The organism is Moraxella catarrhalis, assembly GCF_001632285.1.
In the GTDB taxonomy this organism is placed as follows: Bacteria; Pseudomonadota; Gammaproteobacteria; order Pseudomonadales; family Moraxellaceae; genus Moraxella; species Moraxella catarrhalis.
The window spans coordinates 166,844-187,730 of the sequence record NZ_LWAH01000016.1; the positions used below are offsets into that span (position 1 = coordinate 166,844).

Annotated in this window: 22 protein-coding genes; 16 read left to right on the forward strand and 6 right to left on the reverse strand. The window is 41.6% G+C overall.

Annotated features, from left to right (window positions below; translation table 11 throughout):
- Positions 1-205: 205 nt before the first annotated feature.
- Positions 206-610 (forward strand): DUF4377 domain-containing protein, encoded by a 405-nt coding sequence (locus A4U55_RS07145; RefSeq protein ID WP_003657987.1) that lies wholly within the window; start codon positions 206-208, stop codon positions 608-610.
- An 81-nt stretch (positions 611-691) separates the two neighbouring features.
- Here the strand turns inward: A4U55_RS07145 and A4U55_RS07150 are convergent, their stop codons facing one another.
- A complete protein-coding gene (locus tag A4U55_RS07150) occupies positions 692-2,113 on the reverse strand; it encodes an L-serine ammonia-lyase (protein WP_038519408.1) in 1,422 nt (473 codons plus the stop codon).
- Positions 2,114-2,446: 333 nt separating this feature from the next.
- Between A4U55_RS07150 and A4U55_RS07155 the strand changes: the two genes are divergently transcribed.
- The 3 genes from A4U55_RS07155 (at position 2,447) to bfr (A4U55_RS07165) (ending at position 4,004) form a co-directional block, all read left to right on the forward strand.
- Positions 2,447-2,641 carry a (2Fe-2S)-binding protein gene (locus tag A4U55_RS07155; RefSeq protein WP_003659890.1) on the forward strand — a complete coding sequence of 65 codons (195 nt, stop codon included), beginning with the start codon at positions 2,447-2,449 and terminating at the stop codon, positions 2,639-2,641.
- Between the two features lie 379 nt (positions 2,642-3,020).
- Positions 3,021-3,515, forward strand: a complete 495-nt coding sequence (gene bfr / locus A4U55_RS07160; protein ID WP_063454167.1) for a bacterioferritin — start codon at positions 3,021-3,023, stop codon at positions 3,513-3,515.
- 12 nt (positions 3,516-3,527) lie between these two features.
- Positions 3,528-4,004: a bacterioferritin gene (bfr, locus tag A4U55_RS07165; protein ID WP_003657997.1), complete on the forward strand. Its 477-nt coding sequence runs from the start codon at positions 3,528-3,530 to the stop codon at positions 4,002-4,004.
- A gap of 99 nt (positions 4,005-4,103) precedes the next feature.
- Here the strand turns inward: bfr (A4U55_RS07165) and A4U55_RS07170 are convergent, their stop codons facing one another.
- From A4U55_RS07170 to dnaB, 3 genes are read right to left on the reverse strand one after another with little or no spacing between them, the layout of a single operon-like run.
- Entirely contained in the window at positions 4,104-4,862 is a 759-nt protein-coding gene (locus A4U55_RS07170) for a MipA/OmpV family protein (protein WP_063454168.1), read from the reverse strand.
- Complete coding sequence (gene alr, locus A4U55_RS07175) at positions 4,859-6,001, reverse strand: alanine racemase (protein WP_003673160.1); 1,143 nt, start codon at positions 5,999-6,001, stop codon at positions 4,859-4,861. Before alr ends, A4U55_RS07170 begins: the two co-directional genes overlap by 4 nt.
- 20 nt (positions 6,002-6,021) lie before the next feature.
- Positions 6,022-7,539: a replicative DNA helicase gene (dnaB, locus tag A4U55_RS07180; protein WP_003658004.1), complete on the reverse strand. Its 1,518-nt coding sequence runs from the start codon at positions 7,537-7,539 to the stop codon at positions 6,022-6,024.
- A gap of 25 nt (positions 7,540-7,564) precedes the next feature.
- Here dnaB and pdxA point away from each other — a divergent pair, with 25 nt between their 5' ends.
- From pdxA to ruvA, 7 genes are all read left to right on the forward strand, one after another.
- Positions 7,565-8,725, forward strand: coding sequence for a 4-hydroxythreonine-4-phosphate dehydrogenase PdxA (gene pdxA, locus A4U55_RS07185; RefSeq protein ID WP_063454169.1), 1,161 nt, complete (start codon positions 7,565-7,567; stop codon positions 8,723-8,725).
- Positions 8,726-8,815: 90 nt separating this feature from the next.
- Positions 8,816-9,670 carry a 16S rRNA (adenine(1518)-N(6)/adenine(1519)-N(6))-dimethyltransferase RsmA gene (gene rsmA / locus A4U55_RS07190; protein WP_063454170.1) on the forward strand — a complete coding sequence of 285 codons (855 nt, stop codon included), beginning with the start codon at positions 8,816-8,818 and terminating at the stop codon, positions 9,668-9,670.
- Positions 9,671-9,686: 16 nt separating this feature from the next.
- Positions 9,687-10,532, forward strand: coding sequence for a symmetrical bis(5'-nucleosyl)-tetraphosphatase (locus A4U55_RS07195; protein ID WP_063454171.1), 846 nt, complete (start codon positions 9,687-9,689; stop codon positions 10,530-10,532).
- A 108-nt stretch (positions 10,533-10,640) separates the two neighbouring features.
- Positions 10,641-11,843, forward strand: coding sequence for a phosphoglycerate kinase (locus A4U55_RS07200; RefSeq protein ID WP_063454172.1), 1,203 nt, complete (start codon positions 10,641-10,643; stop codon positions 11,841-11,843).
- 158 nt (positions 11,844-12,001) lie between these two features.
- Positions 12,002-12,292, forward strand: coding sequence for a lipoprotein (locus A4U55_RS07205; protein ID WP_063454173.1), 291 nt, complete (start codon positions 12,002-12,004; stop codon positions 12,290-12,292).
- A gap of 123 nt (positions 12,293-12,415) precedes the next feature.
- Positions 12,416-13,453 carry a class II fructose-bisphosphate aldolase gene (gene fba, locus A4U55_RS07210; RefSeq protein WP_063454174.1) on the forward strand — a complete coding sequence of 346 codons (1,038 nt, stop codon included), beginning with the start codon at positions 12,416-12,418 and terminating at the stop codon, positions 13,451-13,453.
- The gene (gene ruvA / locus A4U55_RS07215) at positions 13,450-14,064 is read left to right on the forward strand and encodes a Holliday junction branch migration protein RuvA (RefSeq protein ID WP_063454175.1); all 615 of its coding nucleotides are present in this window, start codon (positions 13,450-13,452) and stop codon (positions 14,062-14,064) included. The genes fba and ruvA overlap by 4 nt, the downstream gene beginning before the upstream one ends.
- A 48-nt stretch (positions 14,065-14,112) precedes the next feature.
- Here ruvA and A4U55_RS07220 read toward each other — a convergent pair whose 3' ends face one another.
- Complete coding sequence (locus A4U55_RS07220) at positions 14,113-14,985, reverse strand: LysR family transcriptional regulator (protein WP_003658020.1); 873 nt, start codon at positions 14,983-14,985, stop codon at positions 14,113-14,115.
- Between the two features lie 237 nt (positions 14,986-15,222).
- On the opposite strand from A4U55_RS07220, the gene leuC reads away from it, so the two are divergent.
- From leuC to leuB, 4 genes are all read left to right on the forward strand, one after another.
- A complete protein-coding gene (gene leuC, locus A4U55_RS07225) occupies positions 15,223-16,641 on the forward strand; it encodes a 3-isopropylmalate dehydratase large subunit (RefSeq protein WP_003658022.1) in 1,419 nt (472 codons plus the stop codon).
- A gap of 159 nt (positions 16,642-16,800) precedes the next feature.
- The gene (gene leuD / locus A4U55_RS07230) at positions 16,801-17,451 is read left to right on the forward strand and encodes a 3-isopropylmalate dehydratase small subunit (RefSeq protein ID WP_003658024.1); all 651 of its coding nucleotides are present in this window, start codon (positions 16,801-16,803) and stop codon (positions 17,449-17,451) included.
- A gap of 51 nt (positions 17,452-17,502) precedes the next feature.
- On the forward strand, positions 17,503-18,006 hold the full coding sequence (locus tag A4U55_RS07235) for a hypothetical protein (protein WP_003658027.1): 504 nt from the start codon (positions 17,503-17,505) through the stop codon (positions 18,004-18,006).
- A 44-nt stretch (positions 18,007-18,050) separates the two neighbouring features.
- Positions 18,051-19,121, forward strand: a complete 1,071-nt coding sequence (gene leuB, locus A4U55_RS07240) for a 3-isopropylmalate dehydrogenase (protein WP_003658029.1) — start codon at positions 18,051-18,053, stop codon at positions 19,119-19,121.
- An 88-nt stretch (positions 19,122-19,209) separates the two neighbouring features.
- Here the strand turns inward: leuB and A4U55_RS07245 are convergent, their stop codons facing one another.
- On the reverse strand, positions 19,210-19,656 hold the full coding sequence (locus A4U55_RS07245) for a thioesterase family protein (protein ID WP_003661661.1): 447 nt from the start codon (positions 19,654-19,656) through the stop codon (positions 19,210-19,212).
- 191 nt (positions 19,657-19,847) lie between these two features.
- On the opposite strand from A4U55_RS07245, the gene xthA reads away from it, so the two are divergent.
- Positions 19,848-20,663, forward strand: coding sequence for an exodeoxyribonuclease III (gene xthA / locus A4U55_RS07250; protein ID WP_003658034.1), 816 nt, complete (start codon positions 19,848-19,850; stop codon positions 20,661-20,663).
- The last annotated feature ends 224 nt before the right edge of the window (positions 20,664-20,887 follow it).

Genomic DNA, 20,887 nt, shown 5'->3' on the forward strand with positions numbered 1-20,887 from the left:
TATATGGCAATATTTGATAAATTTACAAAAGATTTACAAATTGTGTCAGATTTTTACTTAAAAGTATCAAAATTTTGTGGTAGCATTTATACGAGATGATTATAGATCGCATCCTATTTGTTGGAATGGCAGATCCGTCATCGGGGTGTGATTATAGTTTATAGTCTCCTCTTTTTTTAGATGATTTATTTAAAGGATAATTGATATGAAAAAATTATTTGCAGGCGTGGCGTTGGCTTCTGTAGCATTGGCAGGATGTGCATCAAAGCAGCTTGATGATAAGCGTTTGATGATTGTTGAGGGTGAAGTTAAGCAGGTGCAAGTTCAAGATTTGCGTAGCTTCCAAGTAGAGATCGCACCTCGTAAAGCTGTGTGCGAGCTAACCAATAACTTGGGTGAAACCGTGCAAGCAGAATGCTTACAATATCGCCGTACTTTTGATCGTAATTTTAATGTGCTAAGTGGTGATATTGAGGGTTTCCAATACGAGCCAGGTTTCCGCTATGTATTAGACCTAAAACAAGAGCGTCTATTAAATGAGACAACTGGTCAAGTTGTTCCAAAATGGACTTTGAATAAAATTATCTCAAAAACACCTGAAATGCTATAATTATCAGCTTGTTTCAATCAATGTTTCAATAAGTGTTTCAATAAAAAACCAAGCTCATTGCTTGGTTTTTTATGATTGAGATTAGCATTGACTAAATCCTGAGCTAATATTAATGGCATCAATACGCTGTGCTGTCTTCATGGCATTGGTAGCGTGGATAGCCAGTCCACCTTTGGCGGTTTCTTTGTATTTATCCATCATATCCATGCCAGTTTCTTTCATTGTGGCAATCGCTTTATCTAATGAGACATGATGACTGCCATCACCTCGTAGTGCAAGACGCGCAGCATTAATGGCTTTGACCGATGCCATGGCGTTTCGTTCGATACAAGGGACTTGAACCAGTCCTGCAATTGGATCGCATGTCAAGCCCAAATTATGCTCAAGTCCAATTTCTGCTGCATTCAAGCATTGAGCAACACTGCCGCCTAAAACATGAGCCAATCCTGCCGCTGCCATGGCACAAGCAGAGCCAACCTCACCTTGACAGCCAACTTCTGCCCCTGAAATTGAGGCATTTTGTTTAATGAGTGCACCGATCGCACCTGCAACCAACAAAAATTCACGCACCCCTTGGTAGCTAAATGCTGGAATAAATCCACGGTAATAATGTAATACAGCAGGAATGATGCCCGCCGCACCATTGGTAGGTGCTGTAACGACCTTTCCGCCAGCGGCATTTTCTTCATTGACCGCCAAGGCATATAAATTCACCCAATCCATGGCAAGCAGACCTCCATTGCCTGAATACCCATATTCTTTGGATAGTTGCTCATACAGATCTTTGGCACGGCGTTTGACATTTAAGCCACCGGGCAAAATCCCATCAACTTTACAGCCTTGAGTGACGCAAGCTTGCATGGTGTCCCAAACATCGTTTAAATACGCTTTAACATCATCAATATCTCTTAGGGCGGTTTCATTGGCAAGCATCAAATCGGCAATGCTTAAATCATGTGCTTGGCATAATGCCGCCAACTCTTCTGCACTGTCAAAATCATAAGGGTAGGCTGATTGAGTATCTTGAGATGGTGCTAAGTGAATTTGCTGCTCATCTTTGATAAAGCCACCGCCAACAGAATAATAAGTCTGTGCCAACTGTTCACCATCATCAAGTATGGCGATGAGTTTCATGCCATTGGGATGCTCAGGCAATGGCGTGTCATCCCATAAAAGATGTTCGTTAGCATCAAATGCAATCTGATGCGTGCCGCCCAACATCAACCGACCTTCTTGGTAGATGGGCTTTAAATATTCTTCGGTTCGAGTGGTGTCAATTGTAGATGGTTCATGCCCTGATAAACCAAGCAAAATAGCGGTATCTGTGGCATGACCTTTGCCCGTTGATGATAAAGAGCCATATAACTCAATGGTAATTTGACGGACGCTGTCCATACGATCGCCAAGCAACACCAAAAAACGATTGGCTGCCACCATGGGGCCGACCGTATGTGAACTTGATGGTCCGATGCCGATTTTAAACAGTTCAAAAACGCTGATCATAAAGCATTATTCCAAATATAGTTATCTATACAATTGATTATAATGGATTACAGCCTTATGAGCAATTGATAATAAATTTTGATGATTTGCCGACTTATCAAATGTTACCAAAGGCTAAAATACGATAATGAATCATGGCGATAAGTGTGATATTTAATCTATTTTTAATCATGATCAATTTTTCAAATAATTGTTTTTGAAAAAATTAATAAAATGAATTGCAAATGGGAATAATTATTGTTATTATAAGCCTGTAAAGTAAAAAACATGAATCATTGTTGATCATGAAAATCTCTCAAGTTTATCGGTATCGAAAGCGAAAGGAGTCATCTGATGTATGTATGTATTTGCCATGATGTAAAAGACTCACAAATCAAGACTGCGTTATCATCAGGCGTATCAGGTATGAAGGGTCTTCAAGAGTCTTTATCTGTTGGTACTTGTTGTGGTTGCTGTGTACCGATGGTTCAGGATTTGATTGATGAGCATCAAGCCAATGTGATCGCCATTGATGTGATGGCAGGTTAAGAAACTTTGATTATTAATGTTTCTAAATTATTTCTGATTTTTATTCGATATTGACTTTGGGCGGTCTGTTGAACAAAATAAGCAAATAAACCGAGTGGTTAATCAATCACAATTTATACCAATTCTCATTATAGATTATATTTTATATTTAAAATCAAAAAGTTATATCTATCCTAAAAATCATCTGCCTAGTTTTATGCAGATGATTTTTTGTTTTACTTGTAAATGCTTATCAGATTGCAAAGCGTTCGCGGTTCAATATCCCTACAAAGCTAAGATAGACGATTTGAAATTTTATGATAAGATAGTGGCCAATATAGTTACCAATCGCTATTTAAAACAGTGTTATCAATTTGGTATATTACTAAGGAGTTTTATCATGAAATCATCTCAAAAAGTCATTGATTATCTTAACTTTTTATTAGGTGGTGAGCTTGGTGCTCGTGATCAATACTTCATTCATGCACAAATGTATGCGGAGTGGAGTTTTGGTAAATTATATGATCGTATTTATCACGAAATGCAAGATGAGACAGGACATGCACAGTTATTAATTCAGCGTATCTTGATGTTGGGCGGAAAGCCAAATATGCAAGTGGGCGAAATTCAGATTGGCTCTGATGTGCCAAGTATGCTAAAAAGTGATCTTGAGCTAGAGTATCGTGTTCAAGAACATTTAAAAGAGGGTATCGCATTGTGTGAGACAGAGCGAGATTATGTGACACGAGATATTTTGGTGCGTCAGCTTGAAGATACTGAGCAAGATCACGCCCATTGGCTTGAAAAACAGTTGCGTTTGATTGATTTGATGGGTCTACAAAACTACCTGCAAAGTGTGACTGCTGAAGTCAATCAGCAGGGCAATGCTCACTAATTGGGAGTGATTATGAAAGGTAATAAAGAAGTTATCCGTGCGTTAAATTTGGTATTGGGTCAGTCACTCATTGCGATCAATCAGTATTTTTTACATGCACGCATCACCAAAAATTGGGGCGTCCATGAGCTTAATGAAGTATTTTATAAGCAATCCATTCAAGAGATGAAATGGTCTGATGAGCTTATCGAACGAATTTTACTGTTAGAAGGTTTACCAAACCTACAAGATCTTGGCAAGCTTTTGATTGGCGAAGATGTTGCTGAGATTTTGGTATGTGATTTAAAGCTTGAAAAGCGTAAACATGATATATTGGTAGAAGCGATTGGTATTTGTGAGGATCATCGTGACTATGTATCACGAGAGATTTTGGTGAAGCTAAAAGATGAAAATGAAGAGTACGAAGATTGGCTGACCACGCAACAAGAACTGATCGAAGATATGGGTATTCAAAACTATATCCAATTAAAAGCTCAAGATAATGATTAATTGATTTGAATAAAAATTGATTTGAATAAATCAGTCATTGAGTTTCACAAAAACCGCCTAATCAGATAGGCGGTTTTTGGCTAATCAAAGGTTAAATCATTAAAAATGATAATTTAGACCCAGCCGAGTTTTACTGTCAATTTTATTGTCAGTCATTGGGCTATTTTTTTGGGCATTTGATAGCCATTCGATACGCTGATTAACAAATGCACTGACTTTTGGTGTGACTTGATAATTGACTGTCGCTGTCACAAAGGGCGACCAACCAGAATCGGCTTGATATGCGGTATGATTGGTTTTTAAGGCCTCGGCATCTAAAATGCCATAGTAGTACTGATTGTAATCTTTACTGTGCCAAGTTGCACCAAATTCTGGATATACCGTCCAAGCATCTTTATTAAAGCGACTTAGGTGCGATAAAGTGACAGTCTGACCATCATGCCGATCAAGCACATCGGTGGCAGCTTTTGCTTTTAGACCACCGTAAGGGGTGATATAAAGATAGCTTGCATGGGCGAGTGCTGACCATTGACGCTTATTAAGCTGCTTAAGTTCTATGGCATTGGCATGATTGGGGTCAAAGCTCTGACCATCATAAGTTAAGCCGATACGCACATGGTGCTTGTTATCCTTATAAGGGTAAAAACCCGCTTCAGCACCTTCGATATACCAACGATTATTATCATAAAAAGCTTGGGGCATGATAAAAACAGGATCTTTGGCATGATAAGCGGTCGCATTATAAGTCGCATTGACGCCAAGTCTTAGGCTGGCATCATGATCAATCGGTAAGCTTTGGGCGTATGCGGTGGTCGTTAGCCCACAGATCACAGCTAAGCTGAAAGTTTTTATGTTCATTTAAATTCCTTCTTGGGTAGGTATGTATCCATAATACATCGCTTTGGTCGAGTGGTCAAACGGCACATCAGCTCATAGCCAATTGTCCCTGCACACATTGCCACCTCATCTATCGTGGGCGAATCGCCCCACAGCACAACAGGCGTATTAATGGCGATATCAAGCCCATCAATATCAATCATAAACATATCCATGGCAACTCTACCAATGATATCGCATAAGTGGCGATTGCCTGAAGTATCGGTCACGCTGACTTTAGCACCCATCACCACTCTGGGGTAACCATCGCCATAGCCAATACTGACAACAGCAATTTGATGTGGTTTTTGTGCTGCCCACAGTGCACTATAACCGATACTGTCGCCAGCTGCCAAGGTGTGAATTGCCATCACTTGTGCCGATAGCGTCATGGCAGGCATGAGATTGAGTGCTTTGGCTGATTGATCGGTGATGGGCTTAGAGCCGTACAAGGCAATACCAGCACGCACCCAATCATGATGCTGGTGCTTAAAATTAAAAATCCCTGCTGAATTACACAAACTGGCAAGCGTATCAGGTGCAAACGATCGAATACACGCCAAGGCTTGATCAAATTTGCTGATTTGTTGTGCATTTAGTGGGTGTGATTTGTCATCTGCACATGCAAAATGACTTGTCAAAATTAGCCGATAGCCTGCATCGGCCAACGATTTGGCGGCCGTGATGATGTGATCGTCATTAAATCCTAGGCGGCTCATGCCCGTATTGTATTTTAGCCAAATGGTATGGCAAAATTGGTCTTGCTTGGGCCGATGAGACAATGCCCATATGAGCTGATTTTCATGATGAATCAGACAGCCAAAATCATGGTCAATTGCCACTTTCCACTCATCTAAGCTGAACGCACCTTCAATCAGTACGATGGGTTTTTTGTGATTCATGCCATCAAGTACTTGCTTGACCGCCATGGCTTCAGACAAACACGCCACACCAAAGCCATCGGCATGGATCAAAGCAGGGACGGTTGCATCTATGCCATGACCGTATGCATCTGCTTTGACCATAGCAAGTACTTTGGTCGTTGGGTCAAGCTGGCTTTTGATGATTTGCAGATTGTGTGTCAAAGCATTAGGGTGGATGGTGATAGAGGTGCTACGCATCGTATTCATTATTCTTAAAATTATTCATCGATATCATAATCTTCAGGCATATCGCCTGGAATTAAATCATCAAATCGGACATATTCACCAATGAATTTGAGCGGCACTTTACCACGCTCACCTTGACGGTTTTTGCCGATGATAACCTCCGCCAAATGCTTGATATCATCTTTGTCTTGGTGATAATAATGATGGCGATATACAAATAAAATCAAGTCAGCATCCTGCTCAATTTGCCCTGATTCACGGATATCTGAAATTAATGGTCGCTTGTTTGGGCGGTCTTCAACTTTGCGGTTAAGCTGAGATAGAGCAACCACAGGACAGTTAAGCTCACGCGCCAGTGCCTTTAAACTGCGAGAAATCTCGCCCATTTCATTGACTTTGTTATCGCCCATACCAGGCACACGCATCAATTGCATATAATCAATCAAAACAAATCCCAAACCGTCAGGGTGGTTTTTGGCAATCCTACGGCAAGTGGCTCTGATTTCAGAAGGGCTAAGATCTGAACGGTCATCGATGTATAAATGCTTGTCTTGAAGCAAAGTGACGCCATTCATAAAACGCCCCCATTCATCTTCGTTCATATTCGCCGACATTAGACGCTTCATATCAATACTGCCCCATGCTGCCAACATACGCATAGCAATCGATTCAGCAGGCATCTCCATCGAAAAAATGGCAACTGCTTTATTAGACATCAGTGCCGATTGTGCAAAATTTAGTGCCAAAGCCGTCTTACCCATCGCTGGGCGAGCTGCCAAAATGATTAGGTTGCCATTTTGAAAACCAAGTGTTTTATTATTAAGCTCAATAAACCCTGTATCAAGACCAATCAGGCCATTAGGGCGTAAGCGAATGTCGTTAAGCTGAGTGACGACATTTGCCATGACATCATCGATACGCTGTGGGCCTGTTTTACTACTACCTTTAGCAAAGCTCTCCCCAATACGAAAAATATCCGATTCAATCGTATCTAAAATCTCTGTGATGGTTTGCTTTTTTGGGTGATATGCCAAATTTAGCATATGATTGGCGGACGAAATCAGCTGACGATATACCGACATTTCTCGTACTTTTTCGGCATAATTGATGAGATTAAAATAATTTGCCGTGCTTTGATTGATGGTAATGAGATAGTCTTCACCGCCTGCTGATACCAGCTGACCAATGCGACTTAGATAATCATGCACCATGATGCTATCGTATGGCTCATTGACACGCGCCAAATGACTGATGGCATCAAAGATTTTTTTGTGTCTTTCGCCATAAAAATCATTGGCGTTGATGATATTTTCTATGTCTTCAAATGAATCATTAATACTCATCAAGCTTGCCAAAAGTGAACGCTCCATCTCAATGCTGTGAGGCGGCTGAAGCGTAAGGAGGCTGTCTTTTTTATCGTTCGTGTTGGTCATGTCAGTATTTGGCTTATGCAAAAGGTCGTACAAATAGGATTTATGTTTGGTAATCGCTATAAATAATGATAAAATCCGGCTGGAAAATATGCCATAAAAAAACTTAAATTGTACCATAAAAACCTTGTGAGAATCTTCAAAAATGCCTAATTTTGATAAAAATATCATCAATAAATCGCTTGACAATCAGGCGAATTATCCGCTCAATCACACACCTACTAAGCCAATGCTCATCACCACAGGTGAGCCTGCTGGCATTGGTATGGATATTGTGTTGGATGTGATCGATGCTGGCGATTTATCAGAAGGTATTTGGCTGATCACTGCCGATAAATCGGCATTTATTGCACGAGCCAAAGTACTTATCAAGGTAGGCAAGCTTAGCAAAGTACCTGATTTTTATGTGATTGATGTGCCTGACAAAATAGATCACATCACAGAAAATTGGCTGGATAGTCAGTTAACTGATAATTTAAAAAATCAATCAAAAAACCATCCTTTGGTGATTGTTTTAAATATAATTTGCTGTGATGAAGTTATCGCAGGTCAATTAAACACCGCGAACGCTGCCATGGTAGAGCGGCAACTACATTTGGCACATGTGTTAGCAAAAATGCATCAAATCCGTGCCATCATCACCGCTCCTATACAAAAATCTGTGATGATTCAAGCAGGCATTTGCCTTGATAATGGCGATATATTTAGCGGTCATACCGAATATTTTATGCACAAATCAAACTGTCATAAAGTCGTTATGATGCTTGCTAATCGTGTGATGAAAGTGGCACTGGTAACAACACATTTGCCGCTCAAAGATGTTACTTACGCCATTACCGCCAATGAAATCAAGAAAACCGTCAGGATTACTCATCAAGGATTGATGACACAATTTGGTATTTTATCACCCAAAATTTTGGTTTGTGGTCTTAATCCACATGCAGGCGAAGACGGGCATTTGGGTGATGAAGAAATTTTCATTATCAATCCTGCCTTAAAAGTATTGATGGCTGAGGGTATTAATATTTCTTATGCCATGCCTGCTGATACACTGTTTACACCGCAGCACTTGGCAAACTGTGATGCTGTGATTGCTATGTATCACGATCAAGGTCTTGCGCCGCTTAAGTCGCATGGTTTTGGTGATACAGTCAATATCACTTTGGGCTTACCTTATGTGCGTACATCGGTAGATCATGGCACTGCACTGGATTTGGCAGGGACAGGCAGGGCGTCTAGTAGTAGCCTAAAACAAGCGATTTTTTATGCCAATAAAATGTCACTATCTGGCTTTGATTTTGCATAAATTTGCAAAATTCATCATGAAAATTTTCACGCTCATCATCGAAACATGGTATGATGATCACAATTTTTATTCAGCGTTCAATCATCAATTATGCACATTATCCCAAAGTCTCCGCAACAAGCCAAGCATGCACCCCGTAAGCGTTTTGGTCAAAATTTTTTACATGATACTCATGTTATCTCTCAGATTGTGACCGCCATTCGGCTAGATAGACAGGATAATTTGTTAGAGATTGGGCCAGGTCTTGGGGCATTAACCGAGCCTTTGCTTGCTGAGGTTGATGGCATGACAGTGATTGAACTTGACCGAGATTTGGCATCCCAGCTGAAGATTAATATTGGTGCCAATAGTCATCCTGATTTTACGATCATCAATGATAATGCGATGCATATCAATTATCGTGCGTTGGCAGAGCAGATTGGTAAAGGTGCTTTTCGGGTGGTGGGCAATTTGCCTTATAATATTTCTACACCGATTTTATTTCGCTTGCTTGAATTTAGTGATGTGATCAAAGATATGCACTTTATGCTCCAAAAAGAAGTGGTTGATCGTATCACGGCTGAGCCTAATTCAAAAGAATATGGCAGATTATCGGTGATTATGCAATATTATTGTCAATCGGATTATCTGCTCACCGTCCCCAAAGGGGCGTTTAATCCACCACCCAAAGTTACCAGTGCAGTTTTTCGGCTAACACCTTATAAAACTAAGCCCATTACAGCGATGGATGAGTCGGTATTTGCTTTGGTGGTTCGTGAAAGCTTTAATCATCGGCGTAAGACTTTAAGAGCAATTTTTAAGGCAAATGGACTGCTGCCAACTTTAGATGAATCAGATTTTGAAAAAATCGGCATCAGTCCAAGTGCACGCCCTGAGACATTGCGTGTGCATGAGTTTGTTTTACTTGCTGATTTGGTCGTCAAAAACCGTCAGTCATCATCTTAATCATTAATTGCTGAGTATGAATACAGAACAAAAACACTACCGCCATCACTATGTTATCGGTGACTTACAAGGCTGTTTTGGTGCATTTAATGAGCTATTAAGTGCGTTAAATTTTGATGAAACCCAAGATAAACTTTGGCTTGCAGGTGATATTGTCGCACGAGGTGAAGATTCGCTTGCCACACTCAGGGAAGTAAAACGCCTATCAGATATTGGCGCACTGACCACAGTGCTTGGTAATCACGATATTACCTTAATTGCCACTTGGCGGGGTGTCTTAACCCCTAAGCCAAAAGACAAGACGCTACCGATTTTTGAAGCGCCTGACTGTGATGAGCTGCTTAACTGGCTTCGACAGCAGCCACTTTTGGTGTTTCCAGATGACAAGACCGTACTGACACATGCAGGCATTCCGCCCAATTGGTCCATCACTGAGGCGGCAGGATACGCCAAAGAGCTTGAAAAGCAGCTGTCAGGTAGCCTAAGACAGCTAGATCGATTATTGCCAAATCTTTATAGCAAAAAAAGCGAAGCGTGGTCAGATGACTTAAATGGCTACCAAAGAATGCGTGCCATCGCCAACTACTTTACTCGCATGCGTCTTTGTACCCAATCAGGGCGATTGGAGTTTTCTTTTAAAGAATCACTAAAAGATGACATGCCAATGGATTTTCGCCCTTGGTTTTCTTGGTTTGCGGTACGAGAAAGACGCATTTTATTTGGACATTGGGCAGCGTTAAACGCTGAAGTAGCGACCAAATTTGTGCGTGCACTTGATGGCGGCTGTGTATGGGGTGGTAAGCTTGTAGCTTATCGGCTGAGCGATGGGGCGGTGATATCCGTTGGCGCTCATTGCCCATGATGATATGATGGTTGCTAATGACCCAAAATTTCATTTATAATTTGTTGTTGGTTTTAGATTTTATATCTAAATTTTTTAAATTATTTTTAAGTTAAGCAAAGGATATTTATGGCAATCTTAACCATGAAAGCGTTGGACTTGGCAGGCAAGCGTGTGTTAATTCGTGAGGACTTGAATGTTCCCATTAAAGATGGTGTCATCACCAGTGATGTGCGACTACAAGCCGCTTTACCAACCTTAAAAGATGCCTTAGCAAAAGGTGCTGCGGTATTAGTCGCATCACATTTGGGTCGGCCAACCGAGGGTGAGCCTGACCAAAAATATTCGCTGGCACCTGTTGCTGACTATTTGTCAAAGCATTTAGATGCACCCGTACGCTTTGAGGCTGAGTATCTAGATGGTGTAGAAGTGGCGGTAGGCGAATTGGTTTTACTTGAAAATGTACGCTTTAATGTTGGCGAGAAGAAAAATTCTGATGAACTATCAAATGCTTACGCCAATCTTTGCGATATTTTTGTGATGGATGCTTTTGGTACTGCACACCGTGCCCAAGCATCAACTGAAGGCGTCATTCGTGCTGCTATTGGGCAAGGCAAGCAGGTTTGTTCAGGTAATTTATTAACTGAGGAGTTAAACGCTCTGTCACGAGCACTTGATAATCCTGCCTCACCAGTGCTTGCAATTGTTGGCGGCTCCAAAGTCTCAACCAAGCTTGATGTACTGACAAGCCTTGCTCAAAAATGTGACAGTATCGTCGTTGGCGGTGGCATCGCCAATACTTTTTTGGCGGCAACAGGCGTGAATGTGGGTGCATCATTATATGAGCCTGATTTGATTGATACCGCTAAACAAATCATGAAGAAAACCAACATTTTATTGCCATCTGAAGTGGTGGTGGCTGACAAAAACGAGATTGATTTTGATGACTTTTTAGGTTCGCTTGAGAAGGCAGCAGCAACGGTCAAGCCTATCAATGAACTTAATGATACGGACATGATTTTGGATATCTCAAAAGCAAGTGCCGATGAGATTGCCAAGCATATTCATAAGGCCGCTACCATTTTATGGAATGGGCCTGTGGGCGTCTTTGAGGTTGATAAATTTGGCACAGGCACACAAGTGCTAGCAATGGCTGTCAAAGACTCGTCAGGATTTAGCATTGCAGGTGGTGGCGATACATTGGCAGCGATTGATAAATACCAAGTAGCAGATGATGTCAGTTATCTATCCACAGGCGGCGGTGCTTTTTTAGAGTTTGTAGAGGGCAAAACCCTACCTGCAATCGCAGCACTTAAGTTAGCATCTGATTAATTATTAATTTAATATATTTAAACTTAAGGCATTGTTACAAGCTCTATTATTTTTTGTTGTATTATTAAATTTAGGGCTTGTCAAATGCAAGTTGGCTGACTAAACTAGTCATATTTGACGACTTTCGTCATTTCAAAACACACAAGAGAGAATAACACATGAAAAAAATCCTACCTGCCGCTGTTTTTGCTATTTTATTGGCTGCCTGCAGTCAACAAACTCAAGATTCAGCCAGTCAAGCTGCATCATCGGCCGCTGAGGATACCAAAGCAAATGCTACTGTTGTCGCCCAAGAAGCAGAAGCGGCAGCACAATCGACAGGTAACGCTGTTGAGAATGCTGCAGAAACAGCTTCTAATGCTGCCAAAAACCTTGGTGCCGCCGTTAACGAAGTGACTGCCAATGAGCAATCTGCCGAATCCAGAGCACCTGAAGACCAGCAGTATTAATTTGTTCGACACATACTTAAAGCCATCCTTTGATATCGGCTTTTTGAGTATAATTAACTTGGTGTATAATCTTTGCTTATGGTATAATTCACCGATATTTTTTGATTATTTTAGGAGAGTATGATGGCATTGGTTTCATTACGCCAATTATTAGACCACGCAGGCGAGCATAGCTATGGTTTGCCAGCGTTTAATGTCAATAACCTAGAGCAAATGCGTGCCATCATGATGGCTGCCGATAAGACAGACTCTCCTGTCATTGTACAAGCTTCGGCAGGTGCACGCAAATATGCTGGTGCACCATTTTTGCGTCATTTGATTTTATCGGCGATTGAAGAGTGGCCCCATATTCCTGTGGTTATGCATCAGGACCATGGTACCAGCCCCGCAGTCTGTCAGCGTTCCATTCAGTTGGGATTTAGTTCCGTCATGATGGATGGATCATTGCGTGAAGATGGCAAGACCCCAGCTGATTATGAGTATAATGTTGCCGTCACAAGAGAAGTTGTTAAGATGGCACATGCTTGTGGTGTGTCTGTCGAAGGTGAGATTGGTGTGCTTGGCAGTCTTGAAACTGGTATGGCAGGCGAGGAAGATGGTGTGGGCGCTGAAGGCGTCTTGGATCACAGTCAGCTACTTACTTCTGTAGAAGAAGCACGCCAATTTGTTGCCGATACCAATGTGGATGCACTTGCCATTGCGGTCGGAACTTCTCATGGTGCTTACAAATTCACTCGCCCACCAACAGGTGACATTTTGGCGATTGACCGTATCAAAGAAATTCACGAAGCTTTGCCAAATACTCATATCGTTATGCACGGTTCAAGCTCAGTACCTCAAGAGTGGCTAAAAATTATCAACGAAAACGGTGGTAATATTGGCGAAACTTATGGCGTTCCTGTTGAGCAATTGGTTGAGGCGATCAAGCACGGTGTGCGTAAAATTAATATCGATACCGACTTACGCTTGGCAAGCACAGGTGCAGTTCGTAAATTTTTGAACGACCATCCAGCAGAGTTTGATCCACGCAAATATTTGGCAGCTTCAATGAAGGCAATGGAGGAGATTTGTGTTGCTCGCTACGAAGCTTTTGGTGCTGCAGGTAACGCAAGCAAAATTCGTCCAATCAGCTTAGAAAAAATGGTTGATTATTATCAATGATTGGTATGATCTCAGGACAGGTGCAGTATCTTAATGCACCTATTGCTTGTATTTTGACCTCAAATGGTGTGGGTTATGAAATTGAGTTACCCATACCTAGCTTTTGTCAGCTGACCATTGGCACTCAGACCGCTGTCTATGTACATCATCATGTCCGAGAAGATGCCATAAATTTGTTTGGTTTTATGGATCGTCATGATCGTGATATTTTTAGAAAGCTCATCAAAATTAACGGCGTAGGTGCTAAAATGGCGTTAGCAATGCTTTCAACCCTAAGCGTTGCCGAGATTAAACACGCTATTGAAACAGATTATGATGCAGCTTTGGTGCGTGTACCGGGCATTGGCAAAAAAACTGCTCAGCGTATTTTGCTTGATTTAAAGGGTAAGCTCAATGAGTTTGGCGAAATGCACCCAATGACAGCAGAGGGTTTATTTAATCAACCTGCCGATAATTCCATGTTAATCATTGCTGAGGTTGAAAGTGCTTTGATGAATTTGGGTTATAAGGAAAAAGAAGCACAAGTGGCCATAAAAAACGCCCAATCTGATGCTAAAAATAATACTTCTGATCTTCTAAAAGCAGCACTGCGTCAGCTTTCGGGGTTCTAATTGCGATATGATTAATAAAAACCAGCCAAAGCATGTGGCTGGTTTTTATTAATCATTAATGGATAGCATGGATAATAACGCTTGCATACTGGCGGATCGAGTCAAATTGGGATTGGTGACTAAGCCTAAATGTCTTTGAAGTTCGATATTTTCTGCCATATCAATTTTAATCAAATCTTGGTTAATCAGCGTTTCAGGCAATACTGACCAGCCCAAGCCGACCGAGACGAGCATACGAATGGACTCGAGCGGATTGGTGCTCATCGTTGCATAAGGACGCAAATTATGCTTGGCAAACTCAGCTAAGGTAATTTGGCTGGTGAATGTATTGGCAGCTGGTAAAATTGCTGGATAGTGTGCCAACTGAAGTAAGCTGACCTTGGATTTTTGAGCCAATGGACTGAGTGTACCTGTTACAAAATATAATGGGTCGCTCCATAAGGTATGATAATTAAGGCGTCTGTCAAAAGTCGGTGGCAGAGTCAAAAAAGCCAAAGAAATTTCACCTTCAAGTACTGCCTTATGAGCTTCTTCAGAATCCACAAACCGAACTTCAAGCTGAACCGCTGGATAAGTCTGAATGAATCGTTTGAGTACGTGCGCAAGATGATGCAGTCCAATATGATGGCTGGTGCCAATGACTAATCGACCAGAAGCAACTTCTTTGGCATGTTGCAAGCTTGCTTTGCAGGCTTCATAGTCATCCAGCCACCGCCGTACAAAGGGTAGTAAATCATATGCAGCAGCCGTTGGGATAATGCTACGACCAACCGTATCAAACAACGCCGTCCCAAATTCATCTTCAAGATTCTTAATACGCTTACTTACAGCAGGTTGCGTAATATAAAGCTTTTCGGCAGCACTAGAGATGCTGCCTGTCTGCATAACTGCAACAAAAGTGGCAAGATTTGTGGTATTCATCGCTCAATCCAACATATCAATAAATGTCAGCATATTGCTGTATTAATCATAGCTTAATATATTCCAAAAAGTTTTGCAATAAAAATTTTAGGGAATGATTATTATTACGGTTAGTTTAATGGCCAAACTTTTAATTCCAAAAAGTTTTCAAATTTATAAAAATTATAAATTATTGTTATTCTAAAAGTATGCTATAATGGCAAAATTACCCAGTCCATGACAGTGTTGGAGAATAAAATGGCAGGCAAAACCTTATACGACAAACTTTGGGATGACCATTTGGTCAGACAGCGTGATGATGGTTCATCGCTCATCTACATTGACCGTCAGCTTTTACATGAAGTGACCTCGCCTCAGGCCTTTGAAGGTTTGGCACTAAACGGTCGCACGCCTTGGCGGTTGTCTGCCAATATCGCAACCCCTGACCATAATGTACCCACCTCACTTATGGAGCGTAAGCAGGGCATGGCAGGAATAGCTGATGACACATCTCGCATTCAAGTCAAAACCCTTGATGATAATTGTAAATCTTTTAATGTCATGCAGTTTGGCATCAATGACATTCGCCAAGGCATCGTGCATGTGGTCGGGCCAGAGCAGGGTTTGACTTTGCCTGGTATGACCGTGGTGTGCGGTGATAGTCATACTGCCACGCATGGGGCATTGGGCTGTTTGGCTCATGGCATTGGTACATCAGAGGTTGAACATGTGCTTGCGACCCAATGTTTGGTTGCCAAAAAAATGAAAAACATGCTGGTGCGTGTGGATGGCAAATTGGGCAAAGGCGTTACCCCAAAAGATGTCGTGCTTGCCATCATCGCTAAAATTGGCACGGCAGGGGGGACAGGCTATGCCATAGAATTTGGCGGACAGGTGTTTTGTGATATGTCCATTGAGGGGCGTATGACTGTGTGTAATATGGCAATAGAGGGCGGTGCTAGGGTTGGTCTTGTGGCGGTGGATGATAAGACCATTGACTATGTCAAAGACCGACCTTATGCCCCAACAGGCGATGATTGGGAGCGTGCGGTAACCTATTGGAACACACTACATTCTGATGATGATGCCCATTTTGATGCGGTAGTTGTGCTAAACGGTGATGAGATTGAGCCACAAGTGTCTTGGGGAACCTCGCCTGAGATGGTGATTGCAGTTTCGCAAAATGTGCCAACGCTGGATATGGCACGAGACGATGTGCAGCGTAATGACTGGATGCGAGCTTATCAATACATGGGCTTGACAGCAGGACAGCCCTTGTCCGATATTGTGCTTGACCGTGTGTTTATCGGCTCTTGCACCAACTCACGCATCGAGGACATTCGTGCAGCAGCAGAAGTTGTTAAGGGTCACAAAGTCGCTCCAAGCATCAAGCAAGCGATGGTTGTGGCAGGCTCAGGACTGGTCAAAGCACAAGCCGAACAAGAAGGGCTGGATAAAATCTTTATGGATGCAGGCTTTGAATGGCGTGAACCGGGCTGTTCTATGTGCCTTGCCATGAATGCTGATAAACTACAAGCTGGCGAGCATTGTGCCAGTACCTCCAACCGCAACTTTGAAGGTCGTCAAGGCAATGGTGGACGCACGCATTTGGTATCTCCTATCATGGCAGCAGCAGCGGCAATTGCAGGGCATTTTGTGGATGTGCGGACATTTTAGCACTCAAAATCATTTAGAGCAGCTAATCACTGGTTAAAAAGTCGTTTGGCATCAAAGAGCGTTGGCCAGCTGATTTTAATGGTCTTTCAATCATCAGCTCATCGGCGCATCTGTCATGTGGATTAATTGATTAAAAATAACCATTTTTTGGAGACAATCATGGAAAAATACACCACCGAACAGGGCATCGTTGCCCCACTTGACCGCTCAAATGTGGATACCGATTTGATTATCCCCAAGCAGTTTTTAAAATCCATCAAACGCACAGGCTTTGGCGATAATTTATTTGATGAACTGCGTTATTTGGACGAAGGATTTTTGGGGCAAGACATTAATAAGCGTCCCAAAAACCCTGATTTTGTGTTAAACCAAGCCCGCTATGCTGGGGCAACCATTTTACTTGCTCGCAAAAACTTTGGCTGTGGGTCTAGCCGTGAACACGCTCCGTGGGCATTGGAAGAATATGGCTTTCGCACCGTGATTGCCCCAAGTTTTGCTGATATTTTTTATAATAACTGCTTTAAAAATGGCATGTTACCTGTTGTGCTAAGCGATGGCGATGTTGATGACTTATTTAACGAATGTTTTGCCAATGTCGGTTATCAGCTGACGGTAGATTTACAAAATCAAACGGTGATTTCACCAAATGGCGGACAATATCATTTTGAGATTGATGCGTTTCGTAAGCATTGTTTGTTAAATGGTTTGGATGATATTGGCTTGACTTTGCAACACGCCGATGACATTAAAGCTTTTGAAGAAAAAGCCAAAGCGGACAGACCGTGGGTGTTTGCAGAGTTGTCAGTATAGTAATTAGTTTAAGTATTTGTTAACATAGTTAAATTTAACTTGTGAGGTTTTATGAGTATTCAATATTGGCGCATGCAATTACACCCAGACCACAGTACATTTTCAAGTTTTTATGCTCACACTAGTATTGCCAAAGGTTTTATTGGTTTGGATTTTAAACAAGAAAGTAATGCTGGCGATTTATTAACATTGCAAGATGACGATAAATTAGGTTATCAAAAGAGCTATTTACCTTTTGCAAGAGATATGAAAATTGGTGATATTGTTTTAATTGTATCCCATCATAATCCAATTGCCATTGTTAAAATAACAAGTGATTATAATTACATTCGTCAAGTTATTCCCGAACTTGGAATTTGGTTTCGTCATTTTAGACAAATTGATAAAGATAATATTATTTATTATTCAGATTTTGAGACCAATAAAAATAATTATCAGTCAATCACAATGACTAATACAATTTCACCGCTAAAAAATGATGATTCACAATCGATGCAATTGATTCAAGAAATGATAAAATGGGAAAAATCACATAATCCAGATTCGGTTTATTGATAATATAATTTGAATATCTTGTAATTTAATTTTAAGGAAATCTCATGACCAAAAAAATCGCAATTCTAAACGGCGATGGTATTGGGCCTGAAATTGTCGCCCAAGCTGTCAAAGTGTTAGATAAACTCATTGAGCAAGGGCTTGATGTGTCCTATGAATACGCCAAACTGGGCGGTGAAGCCTATGACGCTTATGGCTTGCCATATCCAAGCCAAACCCAAGAAATCGTACAAAAAGCTGATGCGGTGTTATTGGGGGCGGTTGGTTCGCCTAAGTACGATGACCTTGACCGCCCATTGCGTCCTGAGCGTGGACTGCTTGCCATTCGCAAGGATTTAAATTTATTTGCCAATTTACGCCCTGCAATTTTGTATAAAGAACTGGCTGATGCTTCTACATTAAAACCTGAGGTTGTGGCAGGGCTTGATATCTTAATTGTCAGAGAATTGACAGGGGACATTTATTTTGGTGAGCCACGGGGCATTGTAACCCTTGACAATGGCGAGCGTGAGGGCTTTAATACCATGCGTTATGGCGAAAGTGAGATTCGCCGCATTGCCAAAGTGTCCTTTGAGGCTGCCCAAAAACGCCGTGGCAAACTGTGCAGTGTGGATAAAGCCAATGTGTTAGAAACCACCGAACTTTGGCGGCAGATTTTTACCGAAGTTGGCAAAGACTATCCAGAGGTTGAGCTTAGTCATATGTATGTGGATAATGCTGCCATGCAATTGGTCAAAAATCCCAAGCAGTTTGATGTGATTGCTACAGGCAATATCTTTGGCGATATTTTGTCCGACCAAGCGTCTATGCTCACAGGCTCTATTGGCATGTTGCCATCAGCAAGCCTAAACGAGACAGGCAAAGGTTTGTACGAGCCGTCTCATGGCTCTGCCCCTGACATTGCAGGGCAAGATAAGGCAAATCCACTGGCGACCATATTATCGCTTGCCATGTTGGTCAGATATAGCCTAAATGATGAACAGCGAGCGGTACAGATTGAGCGGGCGGTACAAAAAGTGTTAGAGCAAGGCTATCGTACAGCGGATATTTATGAAGATGGCACGACGCTTGTGTCTTGTGATGAGATGGGTGAGGCGGTTCTTAATGCACTGTGATTTTGGGTAAGAAAATAAGCCATTGAGTGACAATCATGCCTTACATTATACTGGCGACTTATTTTAAGTTGCCAATGGTAGCGGCTGATCATACGGCAGTTGCACTGATCAGTGTCTGGACAAATTTTTTGGGCAAACGGTGGGGGCGAATCGTTTTTTTGTCATTGATGACACAAGCTAAAGTGATTGTCGCTGTTGTGGCAGGCTTGTTTTGATTGGGGCGATAAATACTTTGATGTATCATCAAGCTGGCTGGTCTAATACGCACCTCATCAACCGTTACTGCCAGCTCATCATCAACCAGCAAAGGCGTGTGATATGTAATGTCTGCATGACTTACCACAAAATGCACCGCTTTGCGTGATTCTTTATTAGCGTCGTCATCCAAGCTTAGAAAATAACCATCATAGCCAAGTGTCGTCAGCCAATCACGCCGACAATTTTCAAAAAATACCAAATGATTGGCATGATAGACGATACCGCCAGCATCCGTATGATTGATATACACCTTATAAGTTTTTTGAAAATTTACCATAACTTTGCCATAATTATCCAAACAATACGATTGGGTCAAGTAACCAATCCCCCAATCATTGTACACTGTTTAATAAACGCTTACCAGTTTGTGTCTGGTATTTCGTTTTAGGATGTATAAAGTTCACAAAATCTCATCAAAAATTGTTACAATACCAAATCATCAAAAAATACACATTTAAAGAGAAAATAATGACGACATTTGTCAGTTTTAATATTAATGGGCTGCGTGCAAGACCGCATCAACTTGAGGCAATCAGAGATATTTTGGGTGCAGATATTATTGGCTTACAAGAAACCAAAGTACATGATGCACTTTTTCCAGTAAACATGGTACAAGATTTGGGCTATCATGTCGAATTTTTTGGTCAAAAGTCGCATTACGGTGTAGCATTGGCGTCTAAGATTGCACCAACATTTGTCCAAAAGGGCTTTCCTTTTGGGCATGATGACGCACAACGCCGCTTGATTCACGCACGCTATGATTTTGATGGGCGGAGTATCGATGTGTTAAACGGATATTTTCCCCAAGGTGAAAACCGCAGTCATGAAATCAAATTCCCTATGAAGCGTGAATTTTATGCCGATCTCAATCGCTATATTGATGAACTTCAGGCTGATGGTCGTGAGCTGATTATCATGGGGGATATGAATATCTCACCAGAGGATATTGATGTGGGCATCGGTGCAGCCAATGCCAAGCGATGGCTTGCCAAAGGGACTTGCTCATTTTTACCCGAAGAGCGTGCGTGGTATCAGATGCTGATGTCTACAGGTTTGACGGATACTTATCGCTTGTTTTATCCAAAAAGTCATGATGAGTTTAGCTGGTTTGATTATCGCTCACGAGGATTTGAGGATACGCCTAAGCGTGGGCTACGCATTGACCATATTTTATGTACAGATACTCTAAAAAATGACTGTGTGGCAGCAGGCATTAGCTATGATATCCGTGCAATGGATAAGCCATCAGATCACGCACCCATTTGGGCAAAATTTAATCTATAAAATATGCGTATCAAGGACAGTATCGGTCTGACACATGATTGGCTGGATAAAACTGATGAACTTAAGGCTATTAACAGAAAACACATCTACACCAAATGATTTAATCATGCAAATATCTCCTTAATCTGAACTAGCGTCTAAACTTAGCGAAGCTTAACTTTTGAAGAACTTTAATCATCATAACAAGTTTTTTGGTACTTGCCAAATATTTATTTATCGTGATT